This window comes from Pseudomonas sp. MYb13, assembly GCF_002980075.1.
Taxonomy (GTDB): Bacteria; Pseudomonadota; Gammaproteobacteria; order Pseudomonadales; family Pseudomonadaceae; genus Aquipseudomonas; species Aquipseudomonas lurida.
The window spans coordinates 366,851-391,433 of the sequence record NZ_PCQI01000001.1; the positions used below are offsets into that span (position 1 = coordinate 366,851).

Genomic DNA, 24,583 nt, shown 5'->3' on the forward strand with positions numbered 1-24,583 from the left:
CACTCGATGAATACCGAAGGACTCACAGAAGTTGCCGTAAAAGACGCTCACCCGGTGGTTGAACAAGTCACCGAGACCCCGCCGGAGCACGAGCCCGCTGCGCCTGTGGTGGTGGCCGAGCCGCCCGTGCCTGCCCCGGTGGTCGCCGTGACCAACCTGGATGACAGCAGCCTGTACATCCACCGTGAACTGTCACAATTGCAATTCAACATTCGTGTGCTGGAACAGGCGCTGGATGAGTCCTACCCGCTGCTGGAGCGGCTGAAATTCCTGCTGATCTTCTCCAGCAACCTGGACGAGTTTTTCGAAATCCGTGTCGCCGGCCTCAAGAAGCAGATCACCTTCGCCCGCGAGCAAGCCGGCGCCGATGGCCTGCAGCCGCACCAGGCACTGGCGCGCATCAGCGAGCTGGTACACGGTCATGTGGATCGCCAGTACGCGATCCTCAACGATATCCTGCTGCCGGAACTGGAAAAACATCAGGTCCGCTTCATCCGTCGCCGTCACTGGACCACCAAGATCAAGACCTGGGTGCGCCGCTACTTCCGCGACGAGATCGCACCGATCATCACCCCGATCGGCCTCGACCCGACGCACCCGTTCCCCTTGCTGGTGAACAAGAGCCTCAACTTCATCGTCGAGCTGGAAGGTATCGACGCCTTCGGTCGCGATTCCGGCCTGGCGATCATCCCAGCGCCGCGTCTGTTGCCACGGATCATCAAGGTACCGGAAGAGGTGGGGGGGGCTGGCGATAACTATGTATTCCTGTCGTCGATGATCCATGCGCACGCCGATGACCTGTTCCAGGGCATGAAGGTAAAAGGCTGCTACCAGTTCCGCCTGACCCGTAACGCTGACCTGGCGCTGGACTCCGAAGACGTCGAAGACTTGGCCCGCGCCCTGCGTGGCGAGTTGTTTTCGCGGCGCTACGGTGATGCGGTGCGCCTGGAAGTGGCCGACACCTGCCCTAAGCACCTGTCGGACTACCTGCTCAAGCAGTTCAACCTGAGCGAGACCGAGTTGTACCAGGTCAATGGCCCGGTGAACCTGACGCGCCTGTTCAGCATCACCGGCCTGGACAGCCACCCGGAGCTGCAATACACGCCGTTCACCCCGCAGATCCCGAAACTGCTGCAGAACAGCGAGAACATTTTCAGTGTGGTGAGCAAGCAGGACATCCTGCTGTTGCACCCGTTCGAGTCCTTCACTCCGGTGGTCGACCTGCTGCGCCAGGCCGCCAAGGACCCGCATGTCTTGGCCGTACGCCAGACCCTGTATCGCTCCGGCGCCAACTCGGAGATCGTCGACGCACTGGTCGACGCCGCGCGTAACGGCAAGGAGGTCACCGCGGTGATCGAGTTGCGTGCACGGTTCGACGAAGAGTCCAACCTGCAACTGGCCAGCCGCCTGCAAGCGGCGGGCGCGGTGGTGATCTATGGCGTGGTCGGCTTCAAGACCCACGCCAAGATGATGCTGATCCTGCGCCGCGAAGCCGGTGAAATCGTGCGTTACGCCCACTTGGGCACCGGTAACTACCACGCCGGCAATGCCAAGCTCTACACCGACTACAGCCTGCTCACCTCCGACGATGCCTTGTGTGAAGACGTCGGCAAGTTGTTCAGCCAGCTGATCGGCATGGGCAAGACGTTGCGCATGAAGAAGTTATTGCACGCGCCGTTCACGCTCAAGAAGGGCATGCTCGACATGATTGCCCGCGAGACCCAGTTCGCCCTCGACGGCAAGCCGGCGCACATCATCGCCAAGTTCAACTCGCTGACCGATCCGAAGATCATCCGCGCCCTGTACAAAGCCAGCCAGTCTGGCGTGCGTATCGACCTGGTGGTGCGTGGCATGTGCTGCCTGCGTCCTGGCATCGTCGGGGTGTCGCACAACATTCATGTGCGCTCGATCATCGGCCGCTTCCTGGAGCACACGCGGGTGTTCTACTTCCTCAACGGCGGCGAAGAGCAGATGTTCCTCTCCAGTGCCGACTGGATGGAGCGCAACCTCGATAAGCGTGTAGAGACGTGCTTCCCGGTCGAAGGCAAGAAGCTGATCATGCGGGTGAAGAAGGAGCTGGAAAGCTACCTGACCGACAACACCCACAGCTGGAGCCTGCAGTCGGACGGCCGTTATGTGCGCAACACGCCGACCGGCAACCAGAACCCGCGCAGTGCACAGGCGACGTTGCTGGAGAAGTTGGGCAGCCCGATTCTCACCGTGAACTAAAAAAATGTGGGAGGGGGCAAGCCCCCTCCCACATTTGTTTTGTCGTGTTCTTTGCGTTGGATCAGCGCAGGTTCAGACTGAACCCCACCCGCGTCAGCCACTCGGCTTCCTGGCCAAAATCCGCCTGGGTCAGTTGGTTCTCATCCAGCCAGCCTTTCGGGAACACCACATCCAGGCTGTCGCCGTTGGCGCGCAGGGTTACCTGGGGCATTTCCTGGGTGCCACGAATGTGGTGGAACAGGATCGCAAAGCGCAGCAGCACGCACAGGCGAATCAGCTTGATGCCGTCGTCACCGAACTCAGCGAACTTGTCCTTGGGGATGTTGCGGCGATGGCCGCGCACCAGCAGGGCGAGCATTTGCTGGTCTTCCCGGGAGAAACCAGCCAGGTCCGAGTGTTCGATCAGGTAGGCGCCGTGCTTGTGGTAATGATAGTGGGCGATATCCAGGCCCACTTCATGCACCTTGGCAGCCCAGCCCAGGAGTTCGCGCCATACGCCGTCTTCCAGGTCCCAGTCCTCGGCCACCTGGTCGAAGGCGTGCAGGGCCTTGCGCTCCACGCGGGCTGCTTGCTCCAGGTCGACGTGGTAACGCTCCATCAGCGAGGTCAGCGTGCGCTCACGCACGTCCTCGTGGTGATGACGGCCCAACAGGTCGTAGAGCACGCCTTCACGCAGGGCGCCGTCACAGTGGTCCATGCGCTGCAGTTCGAGGGCGTCAAAGATCGCTTCGAGAATCGCCAGGCCCGCCGGGAAGATCGTGCGACGATCAGGCTTGATGCCGTCGAAGTCGATTTTCTCGGCGTCCCCCAGCTTGAACAGTTTGCGCTTGAGCCACGCCAGGCCTTCGGCGTTGACCTCGCCAGTGCCGTGGCCCCCGGCTTTGAGGGCCAGGCCAATGGCGCGGATGGTGCCAGACGAACCGATGGCCTCATCCCAGGTCAGGCGGTGCAGGGCGTGCTCGATGCTCATGATCTCCAGCCGCGCCGCCGTGTAGGCCTGGGCATAGCGTGCCGGGGTGATCTTGCCATCCTTGAAATAGCGTTGGGTGTAGCTGACGCAGCCCATCTGCAGGCTTTCGCGCAGCAGCGGCTCGAAGCGCTGGCCAATGATGAATTCGGTACTGCCGCCGCCAATGTCGGCGACCAGGCGTTTGCCAGGCGTGTCGGCCAGGGTGTGGGACACGCCGAGGTAGATCAAGCGTGCTTCTTCACGGCCGGAGATGACTTCGACCGGGTGCCCGAGGATCTCCTCGGCGCGGCGGATGAATTCACCACGGTTGCGCGCCTCGCGCAGGGCGTTCGTTCCAACGATTCGCACGGCGCCCAGGGGCATGCCGTTGATCAGTTGGGCAAACCGTTTCAGGCAATCGAGCCCGCGCTGCATGGATTCTTCATTGAGCTGGCGCTCGTCGTCGATACCGGCAGCCAGCTGCACTTTTTCCCCGAGTCGCTCAAGGATGCGGATCTCACCGTTCTGGGCCTTGGCCACGACCATGTGAAAGCTGTTGGAGCCCAGGTCGATGGCGGCGATCAGGGACAGATTCTTGGGCTGGGATTGCGGCATGGTTAAGGGTTCTCGGTCGATAACCTGACCATCGTGCCACGATCGACCGCTGGAGCCAACGCGTAGTGCTTCGGGAATTTTTCTGAGGCTATCTGTAGGGCTATATCGTGGGAAATGCAGCCTGTCTTTCCTCGCGCTTGTTGAAGTTGTCGGCAGCCATGTAGGAAGTTTTAACTTTAGATTGTCATAAGGCAAATTATGATTTTGCCTACAAGTATGATGTCGATTGTTTGTTCGCTCTTGTATTTAAACTGACTGCCGAGGCTCGTCCCACCGACGGTTTATTTTCATCGATCTCACGCTATTTGATGTGTCGTCTTATTCTATAGTGAGGTGCCAAAGCGACAGACTGTCACTCGGCAATTTTGCCGTGGTGTTATTTATTTATGCTTCGTAACGGTTAGGCAAAAATAAATACACCTGAAAACTTTCAGTGACAGGTTAACTATGAAAAAAATTGTTGGATTGACTCTTGGTCTCGCTTGCGTGGCCGCCACTCTCAATGCCCATGCCTCGACCAGCGCCGAACTGATCGTCAGGGGCACTATCAAACCCGCCGCTTGTAACCTGAGCATGACCGGCGGTGGCATTATCAACTATGGCAACATTCCCTCGGGTCAACTGTCTTCAACCGCGTTCAACCCGCTGGCGGAAAAGACCACCCCCCTGACCGTCAGTTGCGGCACAACGCCCACTCTTTTCGGGCTGAAATTTGTCGACCTGCAGCCTGGCAGCAAGGTGCCGGGTATTCTCAATGTGCTGGGCGCAGGCTACACCGAGGCACACAACTATGGCTTGGGCATCACCTCGGGCCGCAAGACCGGCGGATTCGCGGTCGCCCTCAAGGACCTCAGGTCGTCGACCGCCGCGCTGTATCCCATCATGCGGGTCGGGACCGGAGCCTGGCAAAGCGGTGATGGCAAAGTTGCCCAATCACCGAGTCAGCATTCGTGGCGCAGCAGCACGGCGGTTACTCCAGCCTCGATCTCACAACTTACCGGCACTATCGCCGTTAGGCCGGTTATCAACAAAGGCGCCGACTTGGACTTGAGCCGTGACATAACCCTCGACGGGCGCGCAACGCTTGAGTTGAGTTATATCTACTAATAAATAAAATACAGCTGGTTGGAAAGTGTCTATTTCTTATCGGCTGTTCTTTAGCGCCTGGCTATATATGGCCAACTTCAAGGTGTGGGGAAGCTGAGTGAATGGCCTTTCAGTAATTAGTCGTGCGTGGGTGTTTGGTGCAAGTGTGGGGTTGTGTTTTATCCCGGTTGCAGCCGCCGACGGTATGTTGCCAGAAACAACGGTGGTCTTGCTCTATGAGGAACAGGGCGAGGCCACGATAAATATCAAGAACACCGATGCGACGCCGGCGTTGCTTCATTCTGTCGTGGCGAACGTGCCGGAGGACGTGGAGCCGCTATTGATCGTGACACCCCCCATTACGCGAGTGGAGGCGGGTGAAACCCAGTTGGTGCGCTTCATCAGTACGCTGAAGGAGCCACTGAAAACCCAGCGGTTGAAGCGCGTGACCTTCGAGGGTATCCCCCAGGCGAGTGCTGCGGGCGGTGCGACCATCGGTATCACCCTGCGGCAGAACTTGCCGCTTATCCTGCACCCACGTGGCTTGCCTGTGCATGACACCCCGTGGGAACTGTTGACATGGAAGCGTGTGGGGGGGCGCCTCACGGTTAATAACGACAGTGCCTACATCGTGCGCCTGGCGCCGCAGGTGAGGATGTTTCCGCAAGGAACCCTGGGGACTTTGCCGCGTACCTACGTTTTACCAGGCGAAGCGCTCGAATTAAGGGTGGACGGGGCGCTGGAGGGTTCGACTGCCGTCGACATGCAGCCCGCCACGGTCTACGGGTTTTCGGCGGGCAGCTACAGGGCCTCGATCAAGACCGATGGGGTTTGATCGACCCATGACCAACCTGTTGAGCAACACATTAATGACCTTGTCGTGGCCCCGTCGTCCCACGCTGCTGATGGGGGTCGCAACATTGTGGAGCCTGCCTGGCGCTGTTCCTGCGCTGGAGTTGGGCGAAGGCTTCGACCTCGCCGCGCTGACCGCCCATGGTATTGACCCGAAGGTTTCCGACTACTTCCGCACCGCAACGCGTTTTCGCGAAGGTGTCCAGGTGGTCGGGTTACGGGTCAATGGGAACCCGCTCGGCTTGGTGGATGCGCGGTTTGATTCACAAGGGCAGCTGTGTTTCACCGCGGGGTTGCTGGAAAAAGCCGGGCTGGTAAAACCCGATGGCATCTTCCAGGCGGGCCCTACCGAAGATCGAGTCTGCCATGATTTCCTCGGTGCTTTCCCGACGACGATGATACGTCTGCGGCCGGGCAGCGATGAGGTAGCGCTGGTCGTGCCCACCCAATCACTTCGCGAACCGCAATGGGAGTCCGGGCACTTCGCGCGGGGCGGTGCTGCGGGGTTGTTCAACTATGACGTGCAGGGCTTCGACAGCCACTCGCGCACAGGGAGCAGTCGGTTTGTTTCAGCCTACACCGAGGCGGGCTTCAATCTGGGCGACTGGATTGTTCGCAGCCGTCAGTTCTATGTGTCCGACAACGGGTCAAGCCGCAATGAGCACCTCTATGCCTATGCCCAGAAGGATATTACTGCGCTGAAATCGACTTTCCAGGTCGGCCAGCTCTCCAGCAGCAACCCGCTGTTTGGGGGGATCCAAATGTCCGGTGTGCAGTTCTCTCCCGATGGCCAGTTGCGTGCGCCGGCGGGTAGCAACAATGCCGTGGTAGAAGGCTTGGCCCAGAGCCAGTCGCGGGTAGAAGTGCGTCAGTCCGGTGTGTTGATCCACAGCACGCTGGTGCCCGAAGGTCCCTTCAGGCTTACCGGATTGCCCTTGCTCAATGGCACCAGCGACCTGGAGGTCAGCTTGATCGATGTGCAAGGCGCCAGGCGCAACTTCGTGGTGCCGGCGGCATCGTTCGCGGGGGCAGCGCCTGCGGCGCCCGGCTATTACTTCTCCCTTGGCAAGGTACGTGATGATGCACAGGGGGAGTCCCCGACGCCGGTAGTTGCGATGGGTAGCGGTACCTGGGGGCTGGGGCGTGACTCGTCAGCGGGGTTTGGCATGTTGAGCGCCGATGACTATTGGTCAGCAGGAGGGACATTGGGCAGCGTATTTTTCCAGCGAGTTTCCGTTGGCGCGCGCCATAACCTGTCCCGTGACAGCCGTAATGCCCTATCTGGCTCACGCAGCAGCGTGTCTATCAACAGCCCGGTCTACAACAACCTGGATCTGAGCCTTAGCGCAACCCGCCAGACCCGTGGATATCGCGATGTTCTGGAGGCGGGTCGCGCGACCAAGGTCGACGAACTGGATTCACGCTTCAAAAATCAGTACACCGCCGCGCTGAGTTGGGCCGACCCCATGCTGGGTGCGTTTTCCCTGGGCTATACCCACGGTTCTCAATTTGACGGGCAGTCGAGTGAGCATGTGTTTGCTTCATGGAACCGGTCGTTCAGCCGCGTCGATGTCACGTTGATCGCCGACTCGCAGGTCGGTAGCACCCAGGCGCGCCGTGACGCCACGCGGGGTGACCGCCAACGTGATGCCAACCTGGAGAATGATCTGTCCGTGCGGCTGCAGGTCAGCGTGCCCTTGGGGGGCGATCGTCGCCTGAACAGCTACATCAGTCGCCGCGGGGAACGCGCTCGTGCCGGGACGGCGCTGAGTGAGCGGGTCAATGAGTACGTGAACTACGAGGTGGGTGTCGAGCGCGACATGAATGCCCGGGAGCAGTCGATTCGTAGCCAGGTCGATCTCATGCCGCGTTATACCCAAGTCAGTCTGGGAGGCACCCGCGACGCGCTGGGCACTGGCTACAACGGCCGACTGCAAGGTGGGGTCGTGGCTCACGAAGGTGGGGTGACCTTCTCGCCCTACACCGTGCAGGATACGTTCGGCATCGTGTCAGTGGGGGATATCGGCTCTGCAAGAATCGACACCCCGCAAGGTCCGGTATGGACCGATTTCAGCGGGCAAGCGGTGATCCCGGGCCTACCCGCTTACACCAGCAGCCGTATCGAAGTGCAGACACAGTCCTTGCCTAAAAGTGTTGACTTGAAAAACGGCACCCAAGTGCTTTCTGCGGCCCGAGGGTCAGTCAATACCGTCGCGTTCGATGTGTTGAAAGTGCGCCGTCTGTTGGTCACGGCAAGCGATGAACAAGGCCGACCACTGCCTCAGGGCGCCTCGGTGTTCGGCAAGGACAATCACTTTGTAACCAGCGTGGTGGGTGAGGGCATGATTTTCCTGAACGATGTGAATGACTCACAGACACTGCAGGTTTCATTGCCGGATTCCTCCCGCTGCCTGCTTAACATTTCCCCCACGGCCGAGCCTGATAATGACACGTTCTATGAAACGACATCGGCGGTGTGCCATGGGCGTTAAGTTGAACTGTGTGGGGGGCGTACTTTTTTGTGCAGTGTTATCGACCCAGGGCGCGCGGGCTGACAACTGCCAGCTATCGGTGAGCCAGCCACGCATCGACTATGGCCTTATTCGCAGGGAGGAAACGGCCGATAGTTCCACCTTGGCGCTTGGCACGCGTGCGCTGCAACTAAGCGTACTGTGTGTAGAGCCTTCAGCGATGGCGTTGCGGTTTCTCGGAGCAGCCAATGGCAGCGGTTTTCGTTTTGGTCGTCAGGGGAGGTTTCGTATACACCTCAGGCATGCCCAGGTGGATGGGCTGACCGTCGAGTGGGCGCCTCAGGCGGGTGAGCATGGTGGCGGGCAGTTGCTACCGGGCCAGGTCCTGGTGGCAAGCGCCGCAGGAGCAGCGGTAAAAGGCAAACGGCTGACGGCGCAGGTCGAAATCCATGTCGACCTGCCGTCGGATGCCCTGCAAGTGCGTCATCAAACCGTGCTTGAGGGGCAGGGTACGTTCGAGCTGATCAGCCCGGCTGTTCCACTGAGCCGATAAAGTTGGCGAACTCAGGGGTCCTTGGATTGGCGAACAACTCCTGGGGAGGGCCTACCTCATGCACTTTGCCTTGGTGCATAAAGACCAGCTTGTCACCGACTTCCCGGGCAAAGCGCATCTCGTGGGTCACCATGATCAGGGTCATGCCATCCTTGGCCAGTTGGCGCACCACGCTGAGCACTTCGTTGACCAGTTCCGGGTCCAGCGCCGAGGTGATTTCATCGCACAGCAGCACCTTGGGTGACATCGCCAGGGCGCGGGCTATCGCCACACGTTGTTGCTGGCCGCCGGACAGGCGATCGGGGAAGGCGTCGAACTTCTCACCCAACCCGACCCGCTCGAGCATTTGCCTGGCCAATTGGGCGGCCTTGGCCTTGGGCACTTTCTGCACCACTTGCGGCGCGAGCATCACGTTTTCGCCGACGGTCAGGTGCGGGAACAGGTTGAACTGCTGGAACACCATGCCGACTTTCTGCCGTAGGCTGCGCAGGTCGGCGCGTGCGGCGTCGAGGTATTCGCCATCGACTTCGATCACGCCGTCGTTGATGGACTCCAGGCCGTTGAGGGTACGCAGCAAAGTGGATTTGCCCGAGCCGCTGCGGCCGATGATCGCCACCACCTGGCCTTCTTCAACGGTCAGGTCGATGCCCTTGAGTACATGGTGATCGCCGTAGTACTTATGCAGGGCGGAAATTCTAAGCAGAGGCATGCAGTCTCCTTTCCAGGTAGCGGGCACTGAGGGACAAGGGGTAGCAGAGCAAAAAGTAACCAAGGGCCACCAGGCCATAGACCATGAAGGGTTCGAAGGTGGCGTTGGCGAGCATGCCGCCGGTCTTGGTCAGCTCGGTGAAACCGATGATCGAGGTTACGGCGGTACCTTTGACCACTTGCACCGAGAAACCCACCGTCGGCGCCACGGCAATGCGCAGGGCCTGCGGCAGGATCACGTAGCGCAATTGCTCCAGCGGGTTAAGCGCCAGGCTGGCCGACGCTTCCCATTGCCCGTGGGCGATGGAATCGACGCAGCCACGCCAGATTTCGGCGAGGTAGGCGCTGGTAAACAGGGTCAGGGCAATCGCCGCCGCCAGCCAGGGCGAGATATCCACGCCCAGCAGGGCAATGCCGAAAAATACCAGGAACAGCTGCATCAACAGGGGCGTGCCCTGGAACAGTTCGATGTAGGCGCGTGCAAGGTTGCGCGGGAAGGCTTTGCGGCTGATGCGCATCGTCATCACCAGCAAACCGATCACGCCGCCACCGATAAATGCCACCAGTGAAAGCAGCAGCGTCCATTGCAGGCCGATGGCCAGGTTGCGCACGATGTCCCAGAAGGAAAAATCACTCATCGGCTGTTCCTCATCACGAAGCGGCGGCCGATCCAGTTGAGCAGTTGGCGAATCATCAGCGCCATGCACAGGTACACCAGAGTGGTCAGGGCATAGGTTTCGAACGCACGGAAGTTGCGCGACTGAATAAAGTTGGCGGCAAAGCTCAGTTCTTCGGTGGCGATCTGTGAGCACACCGCCGAGCCGAGCATCACGATGATGATCTGGCTGCTCAGGGCCGGCCACACCTTGCCCAGAGCCGGTAGCAGCACCACGTGGCGGAAGGCTTCGAAGCGCGTCATGGCCAGCGCGGCGGCGGCTTCCAGTTGCCCGCGTGGAATGGCCTGGATACCGGCGCGGATGATTTCCGTGGAGTAGGCCCCCAGGTTGATCACCATCGCCAGCACGGCTGCTTGCCACTCGGTGATCTTCAGCCCCAGGGACGGCAAGCCGAAGAAGATGAAGAACAACTGCACCAGGAACGGCGTGTTGCGGATCAACTCGACGTAAACGCCAAAGAACCATGCGAACGGCTGGAGCTTCCACGCTCGCACCACCGCGCCGACGGTACCCAGGGCCACGCCCAGAACGGTGCCGATAGCTGTCAGCTCAAGGGTGAACAGCGCGCCACGCAGCAACAGGTCGGTGTTGGCCAGCACCGGCACAAAGTCAAATTGATACGCCATGAGTCAGCTCCGCTTCACAGATCGGCGGGCAGCGGCTCTTTCAGCCATTGCATAGCGTTCTTTTCCAGGCTGCCATCCGCCTTGGCCGCGACCAGGATCTGATTGACCTTCTCCAGCAGCGCCGGCTCGTTCTTGTTCACGCCCACGTACACCGGAGAGTCCTTGAGCTTCACTTTCAGCGCCGGCACCCGTTTAGGGTTGCGTTCGCTGATCGCCACCATTACCACGTTGCCACTGGCGATCAAGTCGACCTGGCCGGCCAGGTAGGCGGCGATGGTCGAGTTGTTGTCTTCGAAACGCTTGATCGTGGCTTCCTTGGGCGCGACGGCGGTCAGCTCAATGTCTTCAATGGCGCCACGGGTCACGCTGATGGTCTTGCCCTTGAGGTCGTCAGTGCTGCTGATGGCAGCTTCAGGCGGGCCGAACACCGCCAGGTAGAACGGTGCGTAAGCCTTGGAGAAGTCGATGACTTTCTCGCGTTCGGCGTTCTTGCCCAGGCTTGAGATCACCAGGTCGACCTTGCCGGTGGTGAGGAATGGAATACGGTTGGTGCTGTTGACCGGGGTCAGTTCCAGCTTGACCTTGAGCTGGTCGGCCAGCAGCTTGGCGGTGTCGACGTCGAGACCGCGGGGCTTCATATCGGGGCCGACCGAGCCGAACGGCGGGAAGTCCTGGGGCACGGCGACCTTAAGGGTGCCACGCGCAACGATGTCGTCCAGACCATTGGCCTGGGCGGGGGCCTGGCTCAGCATCAGGCTGGCAAACAGGGCAGTAAGCAGGGCGCTGTAGCGTTTGGTCATGGCAACTCTCCGAGAAGGGCGAAGGTATTTTCTGCATTGGGTTCATGCGGTGATTGCACAGCCCATGCCATCACCTCCCGAATCGTCTGCAAGGCCGGTATTTATTGAGTTGGCGTGGTCGGACTGGTCTGAACAGTGATCGGCGTTTTCGCACCCTTTTCGAGCGTCGACAAAACGGTGCGAGCCCCTTTGGGGCGTGGCTTGCCGCCGGCTTCGAATAGCTTTACAACTAGCCGATACGTTGACTGGAACCTTGAGTTTTTTATGAATTCCATCGCCCAAGCCGTACCGGAAGCGGCCCTGCAGGCCATCCGCAAACTGATCAAGGAGCAAGGCTTCGGCCCGGGCGACGCCTTGCCGTCCCAGCGCGACCTGGCGGTGCAATTGGGGGTCAGCCGGGCGTCATTGCGCGAGGCGTTGTCGTCCCTCAGCGCCTTGGGCGTGGTCAGTGTGCAACCAGGTAAAGGGGTGTTCGTGCAAGCGGCCGAGGAGTCGCCGGGGTTCGCCTGGCCTTTTGCGGCCCAGGCCACGCCGTTGGATATCTTCCAGTTGCGTTATGCCCTGGAGGGGTTCGCGGCGGGGTTGGCGGCGGTGACGTTGAGCATCGATGAACTGGACAGCCTGGAGGATAACGTCGAGGCCATGCGCAAGGTGCTCAAGGCTGGTGACTTCGAAGCGGCGGCCCGGCTCGACTTCGAATTCCATCAACGTATCCTGCTGGCCAGCGGGAATCAGGCGATGGTCAGCATCCTCAGCGCCAGTGCCGAGGTGTTCCTGGAGAGCCAGAAACTACCGTTCATCCGGCCGGAGCGGGCCATGGAGACGTGGCAGGAGCACCGCAGGATACTGCGCGCCCTGGCCCGGCGCGCCAGTGCCGCAGCCCAGAAAACCATGCAGGAACACGTGCGCAACGCCGCATTGCGCACCGGCATTGCCTTTGTGACGCCCGTCACGCCTTGAGTTGGGCTATACCCAAACTCATGCGCCACCATAGGAAGACTCAATCAGAGGCGGCTTCCTGAACGGGGGAAGGGCGGCTATGATGGGCCACGTTTTTTTTGCTTACAATCCGGAGACATCCATGAGCAACGATCTTATCAAGCACGTCACCGACGAGACCTTTGAGGCCGAAGTACTCAAGGCTCAAGGCCCGGTGCTGGTTGACTACTGGGCTGAATGGTGTGGCCCTTGCAAAATGATCGCTCCAGTCCTGGACGATATTGCGACCACCTACGAAGGCAAGCTGACCATTGCCAAGCTGAACATCGACGACAACCAGGAAACCCCGGCCAAGCACGGCGTGCGTGGTATTCCTACGCTGATGCTGTTCAAGAATGGCAACGTTGAAGCGACCAAGGTAGGCGCGCTGTCGAAGTCTCAGCTGCAAGCTTTCCTCGACGCGAACATCTAAGCGTCCTCTAAAAAGCCCCGCAAACAGCGGGGCTTTTTCGTGAAACAGGGCTAGACGCTCCGAAACTCAGGTGGTACATTCGGCCCCGCACTGGTTTCTCCACTGCCCCCTGCAAGCCGTCGCCGACGCATTCCTTTTCGATTAGTACGCGATCCTGTCGCCTTCTCTGCGGCGCGGCCTCATTAAGCCAAAAGCTTAATTTCCCCCCTCCATAAATGATTACGTCATTCCTATATGAATCTGACTGAACTCAAGCAAAAGCCGATTACCGACCTGCTCCAACTGGCCGAAGAAATGGGCATAGAAAATATGGCCCGTTCGCGCAAGCAGGACGTGATTTTCTCCTTGCTGAAAAAGCACGCGAAAAGCGGCGAGGAAATCTCCGGTGATGGCGTGCTGGAGATTCTCCAGGACGGCTTCGGCTTCCTCCGCTCTGCAGACGCCTCCTATCTTGCCGGCCCAGACGATATCTACGTCTCGCCGAGCCAGATCCGTCGCTTCAACTTGCGCACCGGTGACACCATCGTTGGCAAGATCCGCCCACCGAAGGAAGGCGAGCGTTATTTCGCCCTGCTCAAGGTCGACACGATCAACTTCGATCGTCCCGAGAACGCGAAAAACAAGATTCTCTTCGAGAACCTGACCCCGCTGTTCCCGACCGTGCGCATGAAGATGGAAGCCGGTAACGGTTCCACCGAAGACCTGACCGGTCGTGTGATCGACCTGTGCGCCCCGATCGGCAAAGGCCAGCGTGGCCTGATCGTCGCACCGCCGAAAGCCGGTAAGACCATCATGCTGCAAAACATTGCAGCGAACATCGCGCGCAACAATCCTGAAGTTCACCTGATCGTGCTGCTGATCGATGAACGCCCGGAAGAAGTAACCGAAATGCAGCGCACCGTGCGCGGCGAAGTGGTTGCCTCGACGTTCGATGAGCCGCCAACTCGCCACGTGCAGGTTGCCGAAATGGTGATCGAGAAGGCCAAGCGCCTGGTCGAACACAAGAAAGACGTGGTGATCCTGCTCGACTCGATCACCCGCCTGGCCCGCGCCTACAACACCGTGATCCCGAGCTCCGGCAAGGTATTGACCGGTGGTGTCGATGCCCACGCCCTGGAGAAACCGAAGCGTTTCTTTGGCGCAGCGCGGAACATCGAAGAAGGCGGCTCGCTGACCATTATCGCCACCGCACTGGTTGAAACCGGTTCGAAGATGGACGAAGTGATCTACGAAGAGTTCAAGGGTACCGGTAACATGGAACTGCCCCTGGACCGTCGCATCGCGGAAAAACGCGTGTTCCCGGCGATCAACATCAACCGTTCCGGCACCCGCCGCGAAGAGTTGCTGACCGCCGACGATGAACTGCAGCGTATGTGGATCCTGCGCAAGCTGCTGCACCCGATGGACGAAGTCGCCGCCATCGAGTTCCTGATCGACAAGCTGAAAACCACCAAGACCAACGATGAGTTCTTCTTGTCGATGAAGCGTAAGTAATACGACGTTTCAGGTCCGAAAGAATGGCGCCCTCAGGGGCGCCTTTTTTTTGTGTCCGAGAAGGGAGGTTTGCCCGCCTTAGGTGTCAGTTAGGAAACAAAAAAGCGTGAGTGCGGCTACGCTCATCCCCATTCGTATCTGGCTGACCATTGATTTATGACCACTCTTGTTTATCGCAGAGACATCGACGGCCTGCGTGCCATTGCTGTCCTGGCCGTAGTGCTGTTCCATTTCGGTGTTCCAGGCGTCACGGGCGGCTTTGTCGGCGTTGATGTTTTTTTTGTGATTTCCGGTTTCCTGATCACCTCGATCATTTGGCGTGAACGCCAGGCGGGGCGTTTCAGTTTCGTTGATTTCTGGGCGCGTCGCGCCCGGCGCATCCTGCCAGCACTGTTCGTGATGATGGCGGCGACGCTGGTGGTGGGCTGGTTCCTGCTGGCGCCCAAGGACTACGAAGCGCTGGGACGTTCGGCGCACTATCAGGCGACTTTCAGTTCCAACCTACTGTTCGCTCGCCAGCACGGTTATTTCGATGCGGCCTCCGACATCAAGCCCCTGCTGCATACCTGGTCGCTGGCGGTGGAGGAACAGTTCTATATCGTCTTCCCGCTGTTGCTGACACTGCTTTCAAGCCGTTTGAAACACTGGCGCCTGGCGCTGTTCTGCGTACTGCTGGTGTCTTTTGGCATGAGCGTCTGGGCGGTCACGCATCAGCCGCAAAAGGCCTTCTATCTGCTGCACCTGCGTGCCTGGGAATTGCTCGCCGGGGCCATGTTGGCGGTGCTGCCCACGCGTGACTGGCGCGCCTCGCCCGCCCTGGCCCAAGGTGTCAGCCTGGTGTCCATCGGGTTGATCCTGGTTGCCGTGTTCGGTTTTGATCAACACACGCCGTTTCCTGGTGCGGCCGCATTGCTGCCGGTACTGGGCGTGGTCGGGTTGATCTGGGCCAATGGGCAGCAACACACTTGGGTCGGGCGCCTGATGAGCTCGCGGGTGATGGTGGGTGTGGGGCTCATTTCATATTCCTGGTACCTGTGGCACTGGCCGGTATTCGTGTACGCCAACTATGCCGCGGTGGATGGCTTGGGCACGCTTGAGCTGGCGGGGCTCATGCTGCTGAGCCTGGTGCTGGGCTATCTGTCCTGGCGATTCGTGGAAGCTCCGTTTCGTGAAAAGCGCTTGTTGGCGGGGCGCAAGGCGATCCTGGCAGCCGGCGCCGCCGGCATCCTGTGCCTGGGTTTTACCGGCCTGGCATTGCGTGAAGCCAAGGGGGTGCCGTGGCGTTTGTCCGACCAGGCGCTGCGTTATGCCCAGGCGAAGACGTGGAGCCCTGTGTTAATGGCGTGCATGGCCGACAAGGACACGCCGGATGAACGTCTGTTTTGCCACTTCGGCCCCAAGGGGCGCTCGGTGTCTGCGCTGGTTTGGGGCGACAGCCACGCCACCGCGTTGATCCCGGCCCTGGAGGACGGTGCCAATCGTCACGCTATCAGCCTGGTGCAGGCGAGTTTCGCCGGTTGCATGCCGCTCGATGGCCTGGAGAACATTGCCCGTTGTGCGCATTTTAACCAGCGCGTCGAGAAAGCCTTGGCCGAACAGTCGTTCAGTGATGTGGTATTGGCCGCGCGTTGGAGCCTGTACCTTTACGGACAGATGTCGGGTGACAAGGAGCATGCGCTCAAGGACCCGCGCACTGGCGAGTACGTGCGCGCCGTGGCTGAACAGCGCTTCGCCGAGGGCCTGCGCGCGCGCATCAACGGATTGCGTGCAGCCGGGCATCGGGTATGGCTGGTCAAGGAGGTGCCGTTGCAGGAAATCATTGTGCCGTACCGCCTCAGTCGCCTGGCCATGATGCACCGTCCGGTGGACAGGGAAGGGTTGCCGGTGGAGGAGCACGTGGCGCGCCAGGCGTTTATCACTCGACTTTTTGACGAACTGGCGGCGGCCGACAGCGGCGTCGCGGTACTGGACCCCGCGCCCCTGCTGTGTGGCGCCGATGGCCTGTGCCGGGTCGAGCTCAATGGCCGCGCGCTGTACACCGACGACAACCACCTCTCCGAGGTAGGGGCGCGGCACATCGAGGCCTTCCTGGAACCGCTGTTCCGTTCGCTGCAATCAAGGGAGCTGACGGCCAATTAAGCTGCCAGCGGCCGTCAGAGCAGGTAGGATGTACGCCTATTTTACGGGTGGCATGGTTAATGAAATTCAAGGATCTTCGGGATTTCGTGCAGCAACTTGAGCAGCGCGGAGAGTTGAAACGTATCCAGATGCCGATTTCCCCGGTGCTGGAAATGACTGAGATTTGCGACCGTACCCTGCGCAACAAGGGCCCGGCGCTGCTGTTCGAAAACCCGACCGGCTTTGATATCCCGGTGCTTGGCAACCTGTTCGGTACCCCCGAGCGCGTGGCCTTTGGCATGGGGGCCGAATCGGTCAGCGAACTGCGCGAGATCGGCAAGCTGCTGGCTTTCCTCAAGGAGCCCGAGCCGCCCAAGGGGCTGAAGGATGCCTGGTCGAAGCTGCCGATCTTCCGCAAGATCATTGCCATGGCCCCTAAAGTGGTCAAGGACGCGGTGTGCCAGGAAGTGGTCATCGAAGGCGATGACGTCGACCTCGCCATGTTGCCGGTGCAGACCTGCTGGCCCGGCGACGTCGGCCCGCTCATCACCTGGGGCCTGACCGTCACCAAGGGGCCGAACAAAGACCGCCAGAACCTCGGTATCTACCGCCAGCAAGTGATCGGCCGCAACAAGGTGATCATGCGCTGGCTGAGCCACCGTGGCGGTGCGCTGGACTTTCGCGAGTGGTGCGAAAAACACCCTGGCAAACCGTTCCCGGTGTCCGTGGCCCTGGGCGCGGACCCGGCCACCATTCTGGGTGCCGTGACCCCAGTGCCAGACAGCCTGTCCGAATACGCTTTCGCGGGTCTGCTGCGCGGCAACCGCACCGAGCTGGTGAAGTGCCGTGGCAACGACCTGCAGGTACCGGCCACCGCCGAAATCATCCTCGAAGGTGTGATTCATCCGGGCGAGATGGCCGATGAAGGTCCTTACGGCGACCACACGGGCTACTACAACGAGGTTGATAGCTTCCCGGTGTTCACCGTCGAGCGCATCACCCACCGCATCAAGCCGATCTACCACAGCACCTACACCGGCCGTCCGCCGGATGAGCCGGCGATTCTGGGCGTGGCGCTCAACGAAGTGTTCGTGCCGATCCTGCAGAAGCAGTTCCCGGAGATCACCGACTTCTACCTGCCGCCAGAAGGCTGCTCGTACCGCATGGCCATCGTGACCATGAAGAAGTCGTACCCGGGCCATGCCAAGCGGGTAATGCTCGGTGTGTGGTCGTTTTTGCGACAGTTCATGTACACCAAGTTCGTTATCGTCACCGACGACGACATCAACGCCCGCGACTGGAACGACGTGATCTGGGCCATCACCACGCGCATGGACCCCAAGCGCGACACGGTGATGATCGACAACACGCCGATCGACTACCTCGACTTTGCCTCGCCCGTATCTGGCCTGGGGTCGAAAATGGGCCTGGACGCTACCCACAAATGGCCAGGTGAGACTACCCGCGAGTGGGGCCGGGTGATCGTCAAGGATGAGACCGTCACCGCCCGTGTCGATGCGATCTGGAAAGAATTGGGAATAGATTGATGCGTGTAACCCTGCAACCTTCCGGCGCTGTGCTGGAGCTGGTCCCCGGCGAGCGGATCCTCGAAGGCGCACGTCGCCTGGGCTACGAATGCCCACAGGCATGTCGCAACGGCGTATGCCACGTGTGTGCCGCTCTACTGGTGGAAGGCCGGGTGCAGCAGGCGGGTGAGGTTCGTGACCACGGTGAGTTCTACACGTGCATCGCCGAGCCGCTGGAAGATTGCGTCGTATTGTGGGATGGCGTGCTGGCGCCGGGAGAATTGCCGTTGCGCAAGTTGTCGTGCCAATTGAGTGAATGTGTAGAGGTCGGTGGCGACGTGTGGCGCGTGCGCCTGCGTGCGCCGGCCGGCAAGGCGGTGCGTTACCACGCCGGTCAATACTTGATGATCGAGCGGGAGAACGGCGAGAAATCGGCTTTTTCCCTAGCCTCGGCGCCCCACGCCGGACGCGAGCTGGAGCTGCACGTGCTGGTTCGCGAAGACAGTGCGCGCAGCCTGCTGGAGCAACTGCAGCGCAACCAGATGGCGCGTGTGGAACTGCCGTTTGGCGATACCCACCTGGCCGAGCTGCCGGACGGGCCGCTGGTGCTGATCGCCGCCGGCACCGGCATGGCGCAGATGCACAGCCTGATCGAACATTGCCGCGCTTCCGGCTTCAAGCACCCTGTGCATCTGTATTGGGGCGTACGTCGCCCGGAAGATTTCTACGAGATCGAACACTGGGACCAGTGGTTGCAGCTGCCCAACCTGTTCCTGCACAAGGTCGTCAGCGACCTGTGCGGCTGGGAGGGGCGGTGCGGGTTGCTGCATGAAGCGGTGTGTGAAGACATTGCCGACCTCAAAGGCGTGCATGTCTACGCCAGCGGTTCACCGGCGATGATCTACGGCACCCTGGATGCGTTGGTCGAGGCCGGTATGGATGCGCACCAGATGCGCGCCGACGTATTTGCTTACGCCCCACGTCCCTAGAGACTCAAGCGGAATCCATAGGGGAGCTGGCTTGCCTGCGGCAGCGGTTTGTCAGCCAACACCGCTATCGCACGCACGCCAGCTCCCACAGTAGACCGTGCCGTGTCAGTGTCAAAACCGTAAGCCGGTCGTCACCATCGCTGCATTGAACCCCAGCAACACCATCTCCGCTGCCACCGGCCCGTAGTGCGTGCCCACTGACGGAATGATCACCGGCGCCACGCCATAACGGTTCAACGGGATCTTGTCGCGGTACTTGCCGCGATACCCCTGGATTGCCCCGCCTGTCAGCTTCAAATACACCGGATAGTCGGCCATGTCATAGCGCTTGCCCGCATAGGCGTAGTACGAGCGCTGGCGGAATGAGTTGCGGAACGTCGCCCCGCCATACACGAAACCGGATGCTTCATTGCGCTCCAGGCCGATCAGGTCCTGGTTGTTGTTGTGCTCCGGGTCCGGCGCGAAATGTCGGGTGTAGACGCTGGTCTGCGCGTACCAAAAGCCTTTGTCGTCCTCGGTAGCCGGCGTTTCGCCAGCCAGGGCCGTGGTTGCCTGGGCCAGGAACAGCAGGCCAGGCAGTCGGAATTTCATCATGGGTGCGACCTCGGTAGTCGGTTTGATGGGCGGCTAGGTGGGTCGTGACGTGTAGGGCATTTTGACGGCTTGGTGCGTCCCCAGGCTGAACCTGGGCTGAAAGTAGCGGGATTGCCCCCCTGAATCCTGACGAATGGGGCGCTGTGCTTATGCATTCGCTTATTCTTTAAAGGTATTTAATTTGTTACATAAATATCATTAAGCTATATCTCAACGGACTACCGACTGACTCACAACCACCAATAACTGACCGCCACCGCCCGCCAGCCGGATCGATCGTACGAACTCAGAGCATGACGTTCTAGGGTTTGAATCCAAGGGGAGCGGTATGGGGAGCTACAAGCAACACGCGCTATACACGGCGATTTTATCGGCCAATTTGCTGACCGCTGTGGGTTTCAATCCAGTCTTCGCGGCCGAAACGTCCGCCACCGATGCACCCAGGCTCGACACTGTGATCGTCACCGGCACCCGCGCCCAAGAGCGTACCGCCAGTGCATCGCTGTCACCGATCGATGTAATTTCCGGCGATTCCTTGCGCAGTACCGGCTCCGACGAGCTGGGCGCGGTGTTGGCGCGGCTGATTCCGTCGATCAACTTCCCGCGCCCAAGCCTGGTAGACGGTGCCGAACTGGTGCGCCCCGCGCAATTGCGCGGCTTGTCGCCGGATCAGGTGCTGGTGCTGGTCAACGGCAAGCGTCGCCACACCAGCGCTTTCGTCAACCTTGGCGGGGCAGTGGGCCGTGGGTCGGCCCCGGCGGACTTGAATGCGATCCCGCTGTCGGCGGTGGACCACATCGAAGTGCTGCGTGATGGTGCCTCTGCGCGCTATGGCTCCGATGCGATTGCCGGGGTGATCAACGTGATCCTCAAGCATGCCGATCATGGCGGCTCGATCTCCACCAAGTTCGGCGAATATAAGAAGGGCGACGGCATCCAGCGAAATGTCAGTGGCAATACCGGCCTGGCCTTGGGTGACAACGGCTTCATCAACCTGTCGGCTGAAGGCGCCGATAACGACTACACCAACCGCGCCGGCAATGATTACCGCCCCGCCAGCATCGGCTCCACCACGTACGGCCAGCGGGTGTTCCGCCAGGGCGAGCCGGCCACCAATGAAGGCAAATTCCAGTTCAACTCGGAATATTCCTTCAACGATGCAGCCGAGTTCTACACCTTCGGTGGCTACAGCAAACGGCGCGGCGAGACGGCGGCGTTCTATCGGGCGAGCAATGCCTCCAACAACATTCCGGCGCTCAACCCCAACGGCTACCTGCCGCTGATCAAGGGCAACCTGGAAGACACTTCGCTGGTAGTGGGCCTGCGTGGCTTGCTCGCTTATGACTGGCATTACGACCTGTCGGCCAACTACGGCAAGAACCAGTACGCGCTGGGCACTGAGACCATCAACACTTCCCTGGGCCTGGCCACGCCGCGCAAGTTCAACAACGGCACCCTGAGCAACGACCAGAAGCAACTGAGCCTGGACCTGTCTCGTGAGTTCGACGTGGGCTTCCTGCCTTACCCGGTTTCCGTGGCCTTTGGCGGCGAGTACCTGCACCAGGGCTATGAAATCGAGGCGGGTGAACCGGCGTCCTACTACCAGACCGGCAGCTCCGGCCTGGGCGGCTTCCGCGAGGCCGATGCCGGTACCAGCGCGCGGCATAACTGGGCGCAGTACCTGGACCTGGAAACCAACTTTACCGAAAAGCTCAGCGCGTCGGCCGCCGTGCGCCATGAGGATTACAGCGACTTCGGTTCCAACGTGAGTGGCTCACTGTCTGCCCGCTACGACTTCACCCCTCAGGTCGCTTTGCGCGGCAGTATTTCCAATGGTTTCCGTGCGCCATCCCTGGCCCAGCAGAACTTCGCCTATACCTCATCGCAGCTGATCGGCAGCACTGTCCAGGAAGCGGGCACCTTCCCGGCCAACAGCCAGGTGGCGCGCTTGCTCGGCGCCGAAGACCTCAAGGCTGAAAAGTCGCGCAACTACAGCCTCGGCCTGGTGCTGGAGCCTGCCGATGACCTGACAGTGACACTTGATGTGTACCGCATCGACATCCGCGATCGCATCAGCCTGTCGTCAAACCTGAACCTCAACCCGGCCGCGATTGCTTACCTGCAAGCCAACGGCGTGGGCAACATCAACTACACCAGCGCCCGCTATTTCACCAACGCGACCGACACCAGCACTGACGGTGTCGACCTGGTGGCCAACTATCGCTACCAGTTCGACAACGGTATTCGCTGGAACAGCACCGTGGGCTACAACTACAACCACACCAAAGTGACCGACGTGAAAGCCAACCCGGCGATCCTCGACAGCCTGGGTGTGAACCTGTTACGGGTGGACCGTCGCGAAAAAAGCGGCTTGCTGGGCGACACCACGCCCGAGCACAAGCTGAGCCTGGGTAACGACTTCACGTTCGGCAATTGGGCGCTGCACAGCAACCTGGTGCGCTATGGTGAGTTCACCAGCTACCAGGCAGACAAGGTCAATGACCAGACCTTCAAGGCTGCCTGGGTGCTGGACCTCTCGGCAGACTACAAGCTGAAGAACTGGACCTTCACCCTGGGCGGCGACAACGTCACCGATAAATACCCGGAGAAGGTCAACGCCTTCGCCAGCAGTGGTGGCAATCTGGCCTATAGCACTTTTTCGCCGTACGGTTACAGCGGCGCGTTCTATTACGGTAGAGTTGCCTATAACTGGTAAAGCACAGGAGACCTAAGCGATTTGCCATGACCGTCATTGAATCTGATCTTTTGCAATTGGCGTACCCTCCGCGGCTCGATCTTGGGCCGCAACTCACTCACGAACAGTTGATGAGCTCGATGCAGGCCACGATGGCGCGGCATAAGGGTGGGCCGGTCTGGTTATTCGCTTATGGTTCGCTGATCTGGCGCCCTGAATGCTCCTCGACCGAGCGGGTGCGGGCACGGGTCCACGGTTATCACCGGGGCCTGTACCTGTGGTCTCACGAGCACCGGGGCACGCCGGAGCTGCCGGGGCTGGTATTCGGATTGGATCGCGGTGGCTCCTGCAGCGGGTTTGCCTACCGCTTGCCGGAAGATCAGCTGGAGGCCTCGCTCTACGCCTTATGGCAGCGCGAGATGCCTTACCCCTCCTACCGGCCGCACTGGCTCAGCTGCCGCCTGGAAGATGGCACTACGGTGCAGGCGCTGGGGTTTGTGTTGGAGCGGCACTTGCCCAGCTACGCCGGCAACTTGCCCGACATCGTGCTGAACCATGTACTCGAAAGCGCTTGCGGGCGTTACGGCACGACTCGCGATTATGTCGAGCAGACCGTCAACGCCCTGCGTAGCCACGCCATGCCAGATAAGAACCTGGAGGCGCGGCTCAAGCGTTGTGCAAAGGATTGCTCAGGCAGTTAGCGTGCCGAGCTGACACTGTTGGTGTGCCACAGTGTCGGGATCAGGAAGGCGATCGCCAGCAGGCACGCGCCGATCAGCAGCACGAAACCACCGTCCCAGCCGAAATGGTCCACGGTGTAGCCCATGGCCGCGCTCGCCGCCACCGAACCGCCCAGATAACCGAACAGGCCGGTGAACCCCGCAGCGGTGCCAGCGGCTTTCTTCGGTGCCAGCTCCAGCGCCTGCAGACCGATCAGCATCACCGGCCCGTAGATCAGGAAGCCGATGGAGACCAGCGCGATCATGTCGACCATCGGGTTGCCCGGCGGGTTGAGCCAGTACACCAGGGTCGCCACGGTCACCAGGGCCATGAATACGATGCCGGTCAGGCCACGGTTGCCACGGAAGATCTTGTCCGACATCCAACCGCACAGCAGCGTGCCCGGGATACCGGCCCACTCGTAGAAGAAGTACGCCCAGGACGATTTATCCACGGTGAAGTGCTTGGCTTCCTTGAGGTAGGTGGGTGCCCAGTCCAGTACGCCGTAGCGCAGCAGGTAGACAAACACGTTAGCGAACGCGATGTACCACAGCATTTTGTTGCGCAGCACGTACTTGACGAAGATTTCCTTGGCGCTGAATTCGTCTTCGTGGCTGGCGTCGTAGCCTTCCGGGTAGTCGTTCTTGTACTGCTCGATCGGGGGCAAGCCCACCGACTGCGGGGTGTCGCGCATGGTGATGAAGGCAAACGCCGCCACCAGCAAGGCCACCGTGGCTGGCACGTAGAACGCGGCATGCCAGTCGTTGAACCAGGCCATGCCGAGCAGGAACAGCGGGCCGATCAGGCCACCGCCGACGTTGTGCGCCACGTTCCACACCGACACCACGCCGCCGCGCTCTTTCTGCGACCACCAGTGCACCATGGTGCGACCACTGGGCGGCCAGCCCATGCCTTGGGCCCAGCCGTTGATGAACAGCAAAATGAACATCATGGTCACGCTGGACGTCGCCCAAGGTGCGAAACCGAAAATGAACATGACTCCCGCTGAAACCAGCAGGCCGAAGGGCAGGAAGTAGCGTGGGTTAGAGCGGTCGGACACCAGGCCCATGAGGAACTTGGATAGGCCGTACGCAATCGCGATGGCGGACATCGCCAAGCCCAGCTCGCCGCGGGTGTAACCCTCGTCGATCAAGTAGGGCATGGCCAGGGAAAAGTTCTTGCGCAGCAGGTAGTACCCGGCGTAACCGAAGAAAATGCCGGCGAAGATCTGCCAGCGCAGGCGTCGGTAGGTACTGTCTATCTTTTCTTCAGGCAGGGGCGCCTGGTGTGCGGCAGGTCGAAAGAAAGCAAACATTCAAGAGCTCCAAATTTCTTGTTTTGACTGCGGATGCGAATGTTACAGTTTCGTTACCGAAAATAGCATCGCCTCTTATCTGCAAACATAGGAAATGGGAGCAATTGCATGTTCTCTTATGAACATGTCGCTAATAGATAAGTGCTGGTCGTGAT

Annotated in this window: 20 protein-coding genes; 13 read left to right on the forward strand and 7 right to left on the reverse strand. The window is 60.3% G+C overall.

Annotated features, from left to right (window positions below):
* The first annotated feature begins 6 nt into the window (after positions 1–6).
* A complete protein-coding gene (gene ppk1, locus CQ002_RS01710; RefSeq protein WP_034110181.1) occupies positions 7–2,229 on the forward strand; it encodes a polyphosphate kinase 1 in 2,223 nt (740 codons plus the stop codon).
* A 61-nt stretch (positions 2,230–2,290) separates the two neighbouring features.
* On the opposite strand, the gene ppx is transcribed toward ppk1, so the two are convergent.
* Complete coding sequence (gene ppx, locus CQ002_RS01715) at positions 2,291–3,793, reverse strand: exopolyphosphatase (RefSeq protein ID WP_069078533.1); 1,503 nt, start codon at positions 3,791–3,793, stop codon at positions 2,291–2,293.
* 447 nt (positions 3,794–4,240) lie between these two features.
* Here ppx and CQ002_RS01720 point away from each other — a divergent pair, with 447 nt between their 5' ends.
* The 4 genes from CQ002_RS01720 to CQ002_RS28715 all read left to right on the forward strand — a co-directional run bounded on the left by CQ002_RS01720 (position 4,241) and on the right by CQ002_RS28715 (position 8,755).
* On the forward strand, positions 4,241–4,900 hold the full coding sequence (locus CQ002_RS01720) for a DUF1120 domain-containing protein (protein ID WP_034110177.1): 660 nt from the start codon (positions 4,241–4,243) through the stop codon (positions 4,898–4,900).
* A gap of 97 nt (positions 4,901–4,997) precedes the next feature.
* Positions 4,998–5,714 (forward strand): fimbria/pilus chaperone family protein, encoded by a 717-nt coding sequence (locus CQ002_RS01725; RefSeq protein ID WP_098467556.1) that lies wholly within the window; start codon positions 4,998–5,000, stop codon positions 5,712–5,714.
* A gap of 7 nt (positions 5,715–5,721) precedes the next feature.
* Positions 5,722–8,223 (forward strand): fimbria/pilus outer membrane usher protein, encoded by a 2,502-nt coding sequence (locus CQ002_RS01730; protein ID WP_267894985.1) that lies wholly within the window; start codon positions 5,722–5,724, stop codon positions 8,221–8,223.
* A gap of 289 nt (positions 8,224–8,512) precedes the next feature.
* Positions 8,513–8,755, forward strand: a complete 243-nt coding sequence (locus CQ002_RS28715) for a hypothetical protein (RefSeq protein WP_329606144.1) — start codon at positions 8,513–8,515, stop codon at positions 8,753–8,755.
* Here the strand turns inward: CQ002_RS28715 and CQ002_RS01740 are convergent.
* From CQ002_RS01740 to CQ002_RS01755, 4 genes are read right to left on the reverse strand one after another with little or no spacing between them, the layout of a single operon-like run.
* Positions 8,727–9,464, reverse strand: coding sequence for an amino acid ABC transporter ATP-binding protein (locus CQ002_RS01740; RefSeq protein ID WP_034110174.1), 738 nt, complete (start codon positions 9,462–9,464; stop codon positions 8,727–8,729). The genes CQ002_RS28715 and CQ002_RS01740 overlap by 29 nt on opposite strands.
* Positions 9,451–10,101, reverse strand: a complete 651-nt coding sequence (locus CQ002_RS01745) for an amino acid ABC transporter permease (RefSeq protein ID WP_034110172.1) — start codon at positions 10,099–10,101, stop codon at positions 9,451–9,453. The genes CQ002_RS01740 and CQ002_RS01745 overlap by 14 nt, the downstream gene beginning before the upstream one ends.
* Positions 10,098–10,766 (reverse strand): amino acid ABC transporter permease, encoded by a 669-nt coding sequence (locus tag CQ002_RS01750; protein ID WP_034110170.1) that lies wholly within the window; start codon positions 10,764–10,766, stop codon positions 10,098–10,100. Before CQ002_RS01750 ends, CQ002_RS01745 begins: the two co-directional genes overlap by 4 nt.
* A 14-nt stretch (positions 10,767–10,780) precedes the next feature.
* The gene (locus CQ002_RS01755) at positions 10,781–11,566 is read right to left on the reverse strand and encodes a transporter substrate-binding domain-containing protein (protein ID WP_034110168.1); all 786 of its coding nucleotides are present in this window, start codon (positions 11,564–11,566) and stop codon (positions 10,781–10,783) included.
* Positions 11,567–11,830: 264 nt separating this feature from the next.
* Between CQ002_RS01755 and CQ002_RS01760 the strand changes: the two genes are divergently transcribed.
* The 6 genes from CQ002_RS01760 to CQ002_RS01785 all read left to right on the forward strand — a co-directional run bounded on the left by CQ002_RS01760 (position 11,831) and on the right by CQ002_RS01785 (position 19,104).
* Positions 11,831–12,526: a FadR/GntR family transcriptional regulator gene (locus CQ002_RS01760; protein ID WP_034110166.1), complete on the forward strand. Its 696-nt coding sequence runs from the start codon at positions 11,831–11,833 to the stop codon at positions 12,524–12,526.
* Positions 12,527–12,647: 121 nt separating this feature from the next.
* On the forward strand, positions 12,648–12,977 hold the full coding sequence (gene trxA, locus CQ002_RS01765; protein ID WP_034110164.1) for a thioredoxin TrxA: 330 nt from the start codon (positions 12,648–12,650) through the stop codon (positions 12,975–12,977).
* A 234-nt stretch (positions 12,978–13,211) separates the two neighbouring features.
* A complete protein-coding gene (rho, locus tag CQ002_RS01770) occupies positions 13,212–14,471 on the forward strand; it encodes a transcription termination factor Rho (RefSeq protein ID WP_003176825.1) in 1,260 nt (419 codons plus the stop codon).
* A gap of 156 nt (positions 14,472–14,627) precedes the next feature.
* A complete protein-coding gene (locus tag CQ002_RS01775) occupies positions 14,628–16,610 on the forward strand; it encodes an acyltransferase family protein (protein ID WP_105163039.1) in 1,983 nt (660 codons plus the stop codon).
* A 59-nt stretch (positions 16,611–16,669) separates the two neighbouring features.
* Entirely contained in the window at positions 16,670–18,136 is a 1,467-nt protein-coding gene (ubiD, locus tag CQ002_RS01780) for a 4-hydroxy-3-polyprenylbenzoate decarboxylase (protein ID WP_105163038.1), read from the forward strand.
* Entirely contained in the window at positions 18,136–19,104 is a 969-nt protein-coding gene (locus tag CQ002_RS01785; protein WP_034110159.1) for a CDP-6-deoxy-delta-3,4-glucoseen reductase, read from the forward strand. The genes ubiD and CQ002_RS01785 overlap by 1 nt, the downstream gene beginning before the upstream one ends.
* A 111-nt stretch (positions 19,105–19,215) precedes the next feature.
* On the opposite strand, the gene CQ002_RS01790 is transcribed toward CQ002_RS01785, so the two are convergent.
* Complete coding sequence (locus CQ002_RS01790) at positions 19,216–19,698, reverse strand: sn-glycerol-3-phosphate transporter (RefSeq protein WP_069078528.1); 483 nt, start codon at positions 19,696–19,698, stop codon at positions 19,216–19,218.
* 328 nt (positions 19,699–20,026) lie between these two features.
* Between CQ002_RS01790 and CQ002_RS01795 the strand changes: the two genes are divergently transcribed.
* Together CQ002_RS01795 and CQ002_RS01800 are read left to right on the forward strand one after the other, a co-directional pair.
* Positions 20,027–22,414: a TonB-dependent siderophore receptor gene (locus CQ002_RS01795; RefSeq protein WP_105163037.1), complete on the forward strand. Its 2,388-nt coding sequence runs from the start codon at positions 20,027–20,029 to the stop codon at positions 22,412–22,414.
* 26 nt (positions 22,415–22,440) lie between these two features.
* Positions 22,441–23,094, forward strand: coding sequence for a gamma-glutamylcyclotransferase (locus tag CQ002_RS01800; protein ID WP_034110152.1), 654 nt, complete (start codon positions 22,441–22,443; stop codon positions 23,092–23,094).
* Here the strand turns inward: CQ002_RS01800 and glpT are convergent.
* Positions 23,091–24,428 (reverse strand): glycerol-3-phosphate transporter, encoded by a 1,338-nt coding sequence (glpT, locus tag CQ002_RS01805; protein WP_034110150.1) that lies wholly within the window; start codon positions 24,426–24,428, stop codon positions 23,091–23,093. The genes CQ002_RS01800 and glpT overlap by 4 nt on opposite strands.
* Positions 24,429–24,583: the final 155 nt, after the last annotated feature.

Excerpts from the sequence above, each read along its gene's own strand:
- CQ002_RS01775 (WP_105163039.1), top strand. The coding sequence starts at position 14,628 with ATGACCACTCTTGTTTATCGCAGAGACATCGACGGCCTGCGTGCCATT.
- CQ002_RS01755 (WP_034110168.1), bottom strand. The coding sequence starts at position 11,566 with ATGACCAAACGCTACAGCGCCCTGCTTACTGCCCTGTTTGCCAGCCTG.
- CQ002_RS01785 (WP_034110159.1), top strand. The coding sequence starts at position 18,136 with ATGCGTGTAACCCTGCAACCTTCCGGCGCTGTGCTGGAGCTGGTCCCC.
- ppx (WP_069078533.1), bottom strand. The coding sequence starts at position 3,793 with ATGCCGCAATCCCAGCCCAAGAATCTGTCCCTGATCGCCGCCATCGAC.
- CQ002_RS01750 (WP_034110170.1), bottom strand. The coding sequence starts at position 10,766 with ATGGCGTATCAATTTGACTTTGTGCCGGTGCTGGCCAACACCGACCTG.
- CQ002_RS01790 (WP_069078528.1), bottom strand. The coding sequence starts at position 19,698 with ATGATGAAATTCCGACTGCCTGGCCTGCTGTTCCTGGCCCAGGCAACC.
- CQ002_RS01800 (WP_034110152.1), top strand. The coding sequence starts at position 22,441 with ATGACCGTCATTGAATCTGATCTTTTGCAATTGGCGTACCCTCCGCGG.
- CQ002_RS01760 (WP_034110166.1), top strand. The coding sequence starts at position 11,831 with ATGAATTCCATCGCCCAAGCCGTACCGGAAGCGGCCCTGCAGGCCATC.
- CQ002_RS01730 (WP_267894985.1), top strand. The coding sequence starts at position 5,722 with ATGACCAACCTGTTGAGCAACACATTAATGACCTTGTCGTGGCCCCGT.
- ubiD (WP_105163038.1), top strand. The coding sequence starts at position 16,670 with ATGAAATTCAAGGATCTTCGGGATTTCGTGCAGCAACTTGAGCAGCGC.
- CQ002_RS01720 (WP_034110177.1), top strand. The coding sequence starts at position 4,241 with ATGAAAAAAATTGTTGGATTGACTCTTGGTCTCGCTTGCGTGGCCGCC.
- rho (WP_003176825.1), top strand. The coding sequence starts at position 13,212 with ATGAATCTGACTGAACTCAAGCAAAAGCCGATTACCGACCTGCTCCAA.
- ppk1 (WP_034110181.1), top strand. The coding sequence starts at position 7 with ATGAATACCGAAGGACTCACAGAAGTTGCCGTAAAAGACGCTCACCCG.
- trxA (WP_034110164.1), top strand. The coding sequence starts at position 12,648 with ATGAGCAACGATCTTATCAAGCACGTCACCGACGAGACCTTTGAGGCC.
- CQ002_RS01740 (WP_034110174.1), bottom strand. The coding sequence starts at position 9,464 with ATGCCTCTGCTTAGAATTTCCGCCCTGCATAAGTACTACGGCGATCAC.
- CQ002_RS01745 (WP_034110172.1), bottom strand. The coding sequence starts at position 10,101 with ATGAGTGATTTTTCCTTCTGGGACATCGTGCGCAACCTGGCCATCGGC.
- CQ002_RS01795 (WP_105163037.1), top strand. The coding sequence starts at position 20,027 with ATGGGGAGCTACAAGCAACACGCGCTATACACGGCGATTTTATCGGCC.
- glpT (WP_034110150.1), bottom strand. The coding sequence starts at position 24,428 with ATGTTTGCTTTCTTTCGACCTGCCGCACACCAGGCGCCCCTGCCTGAA.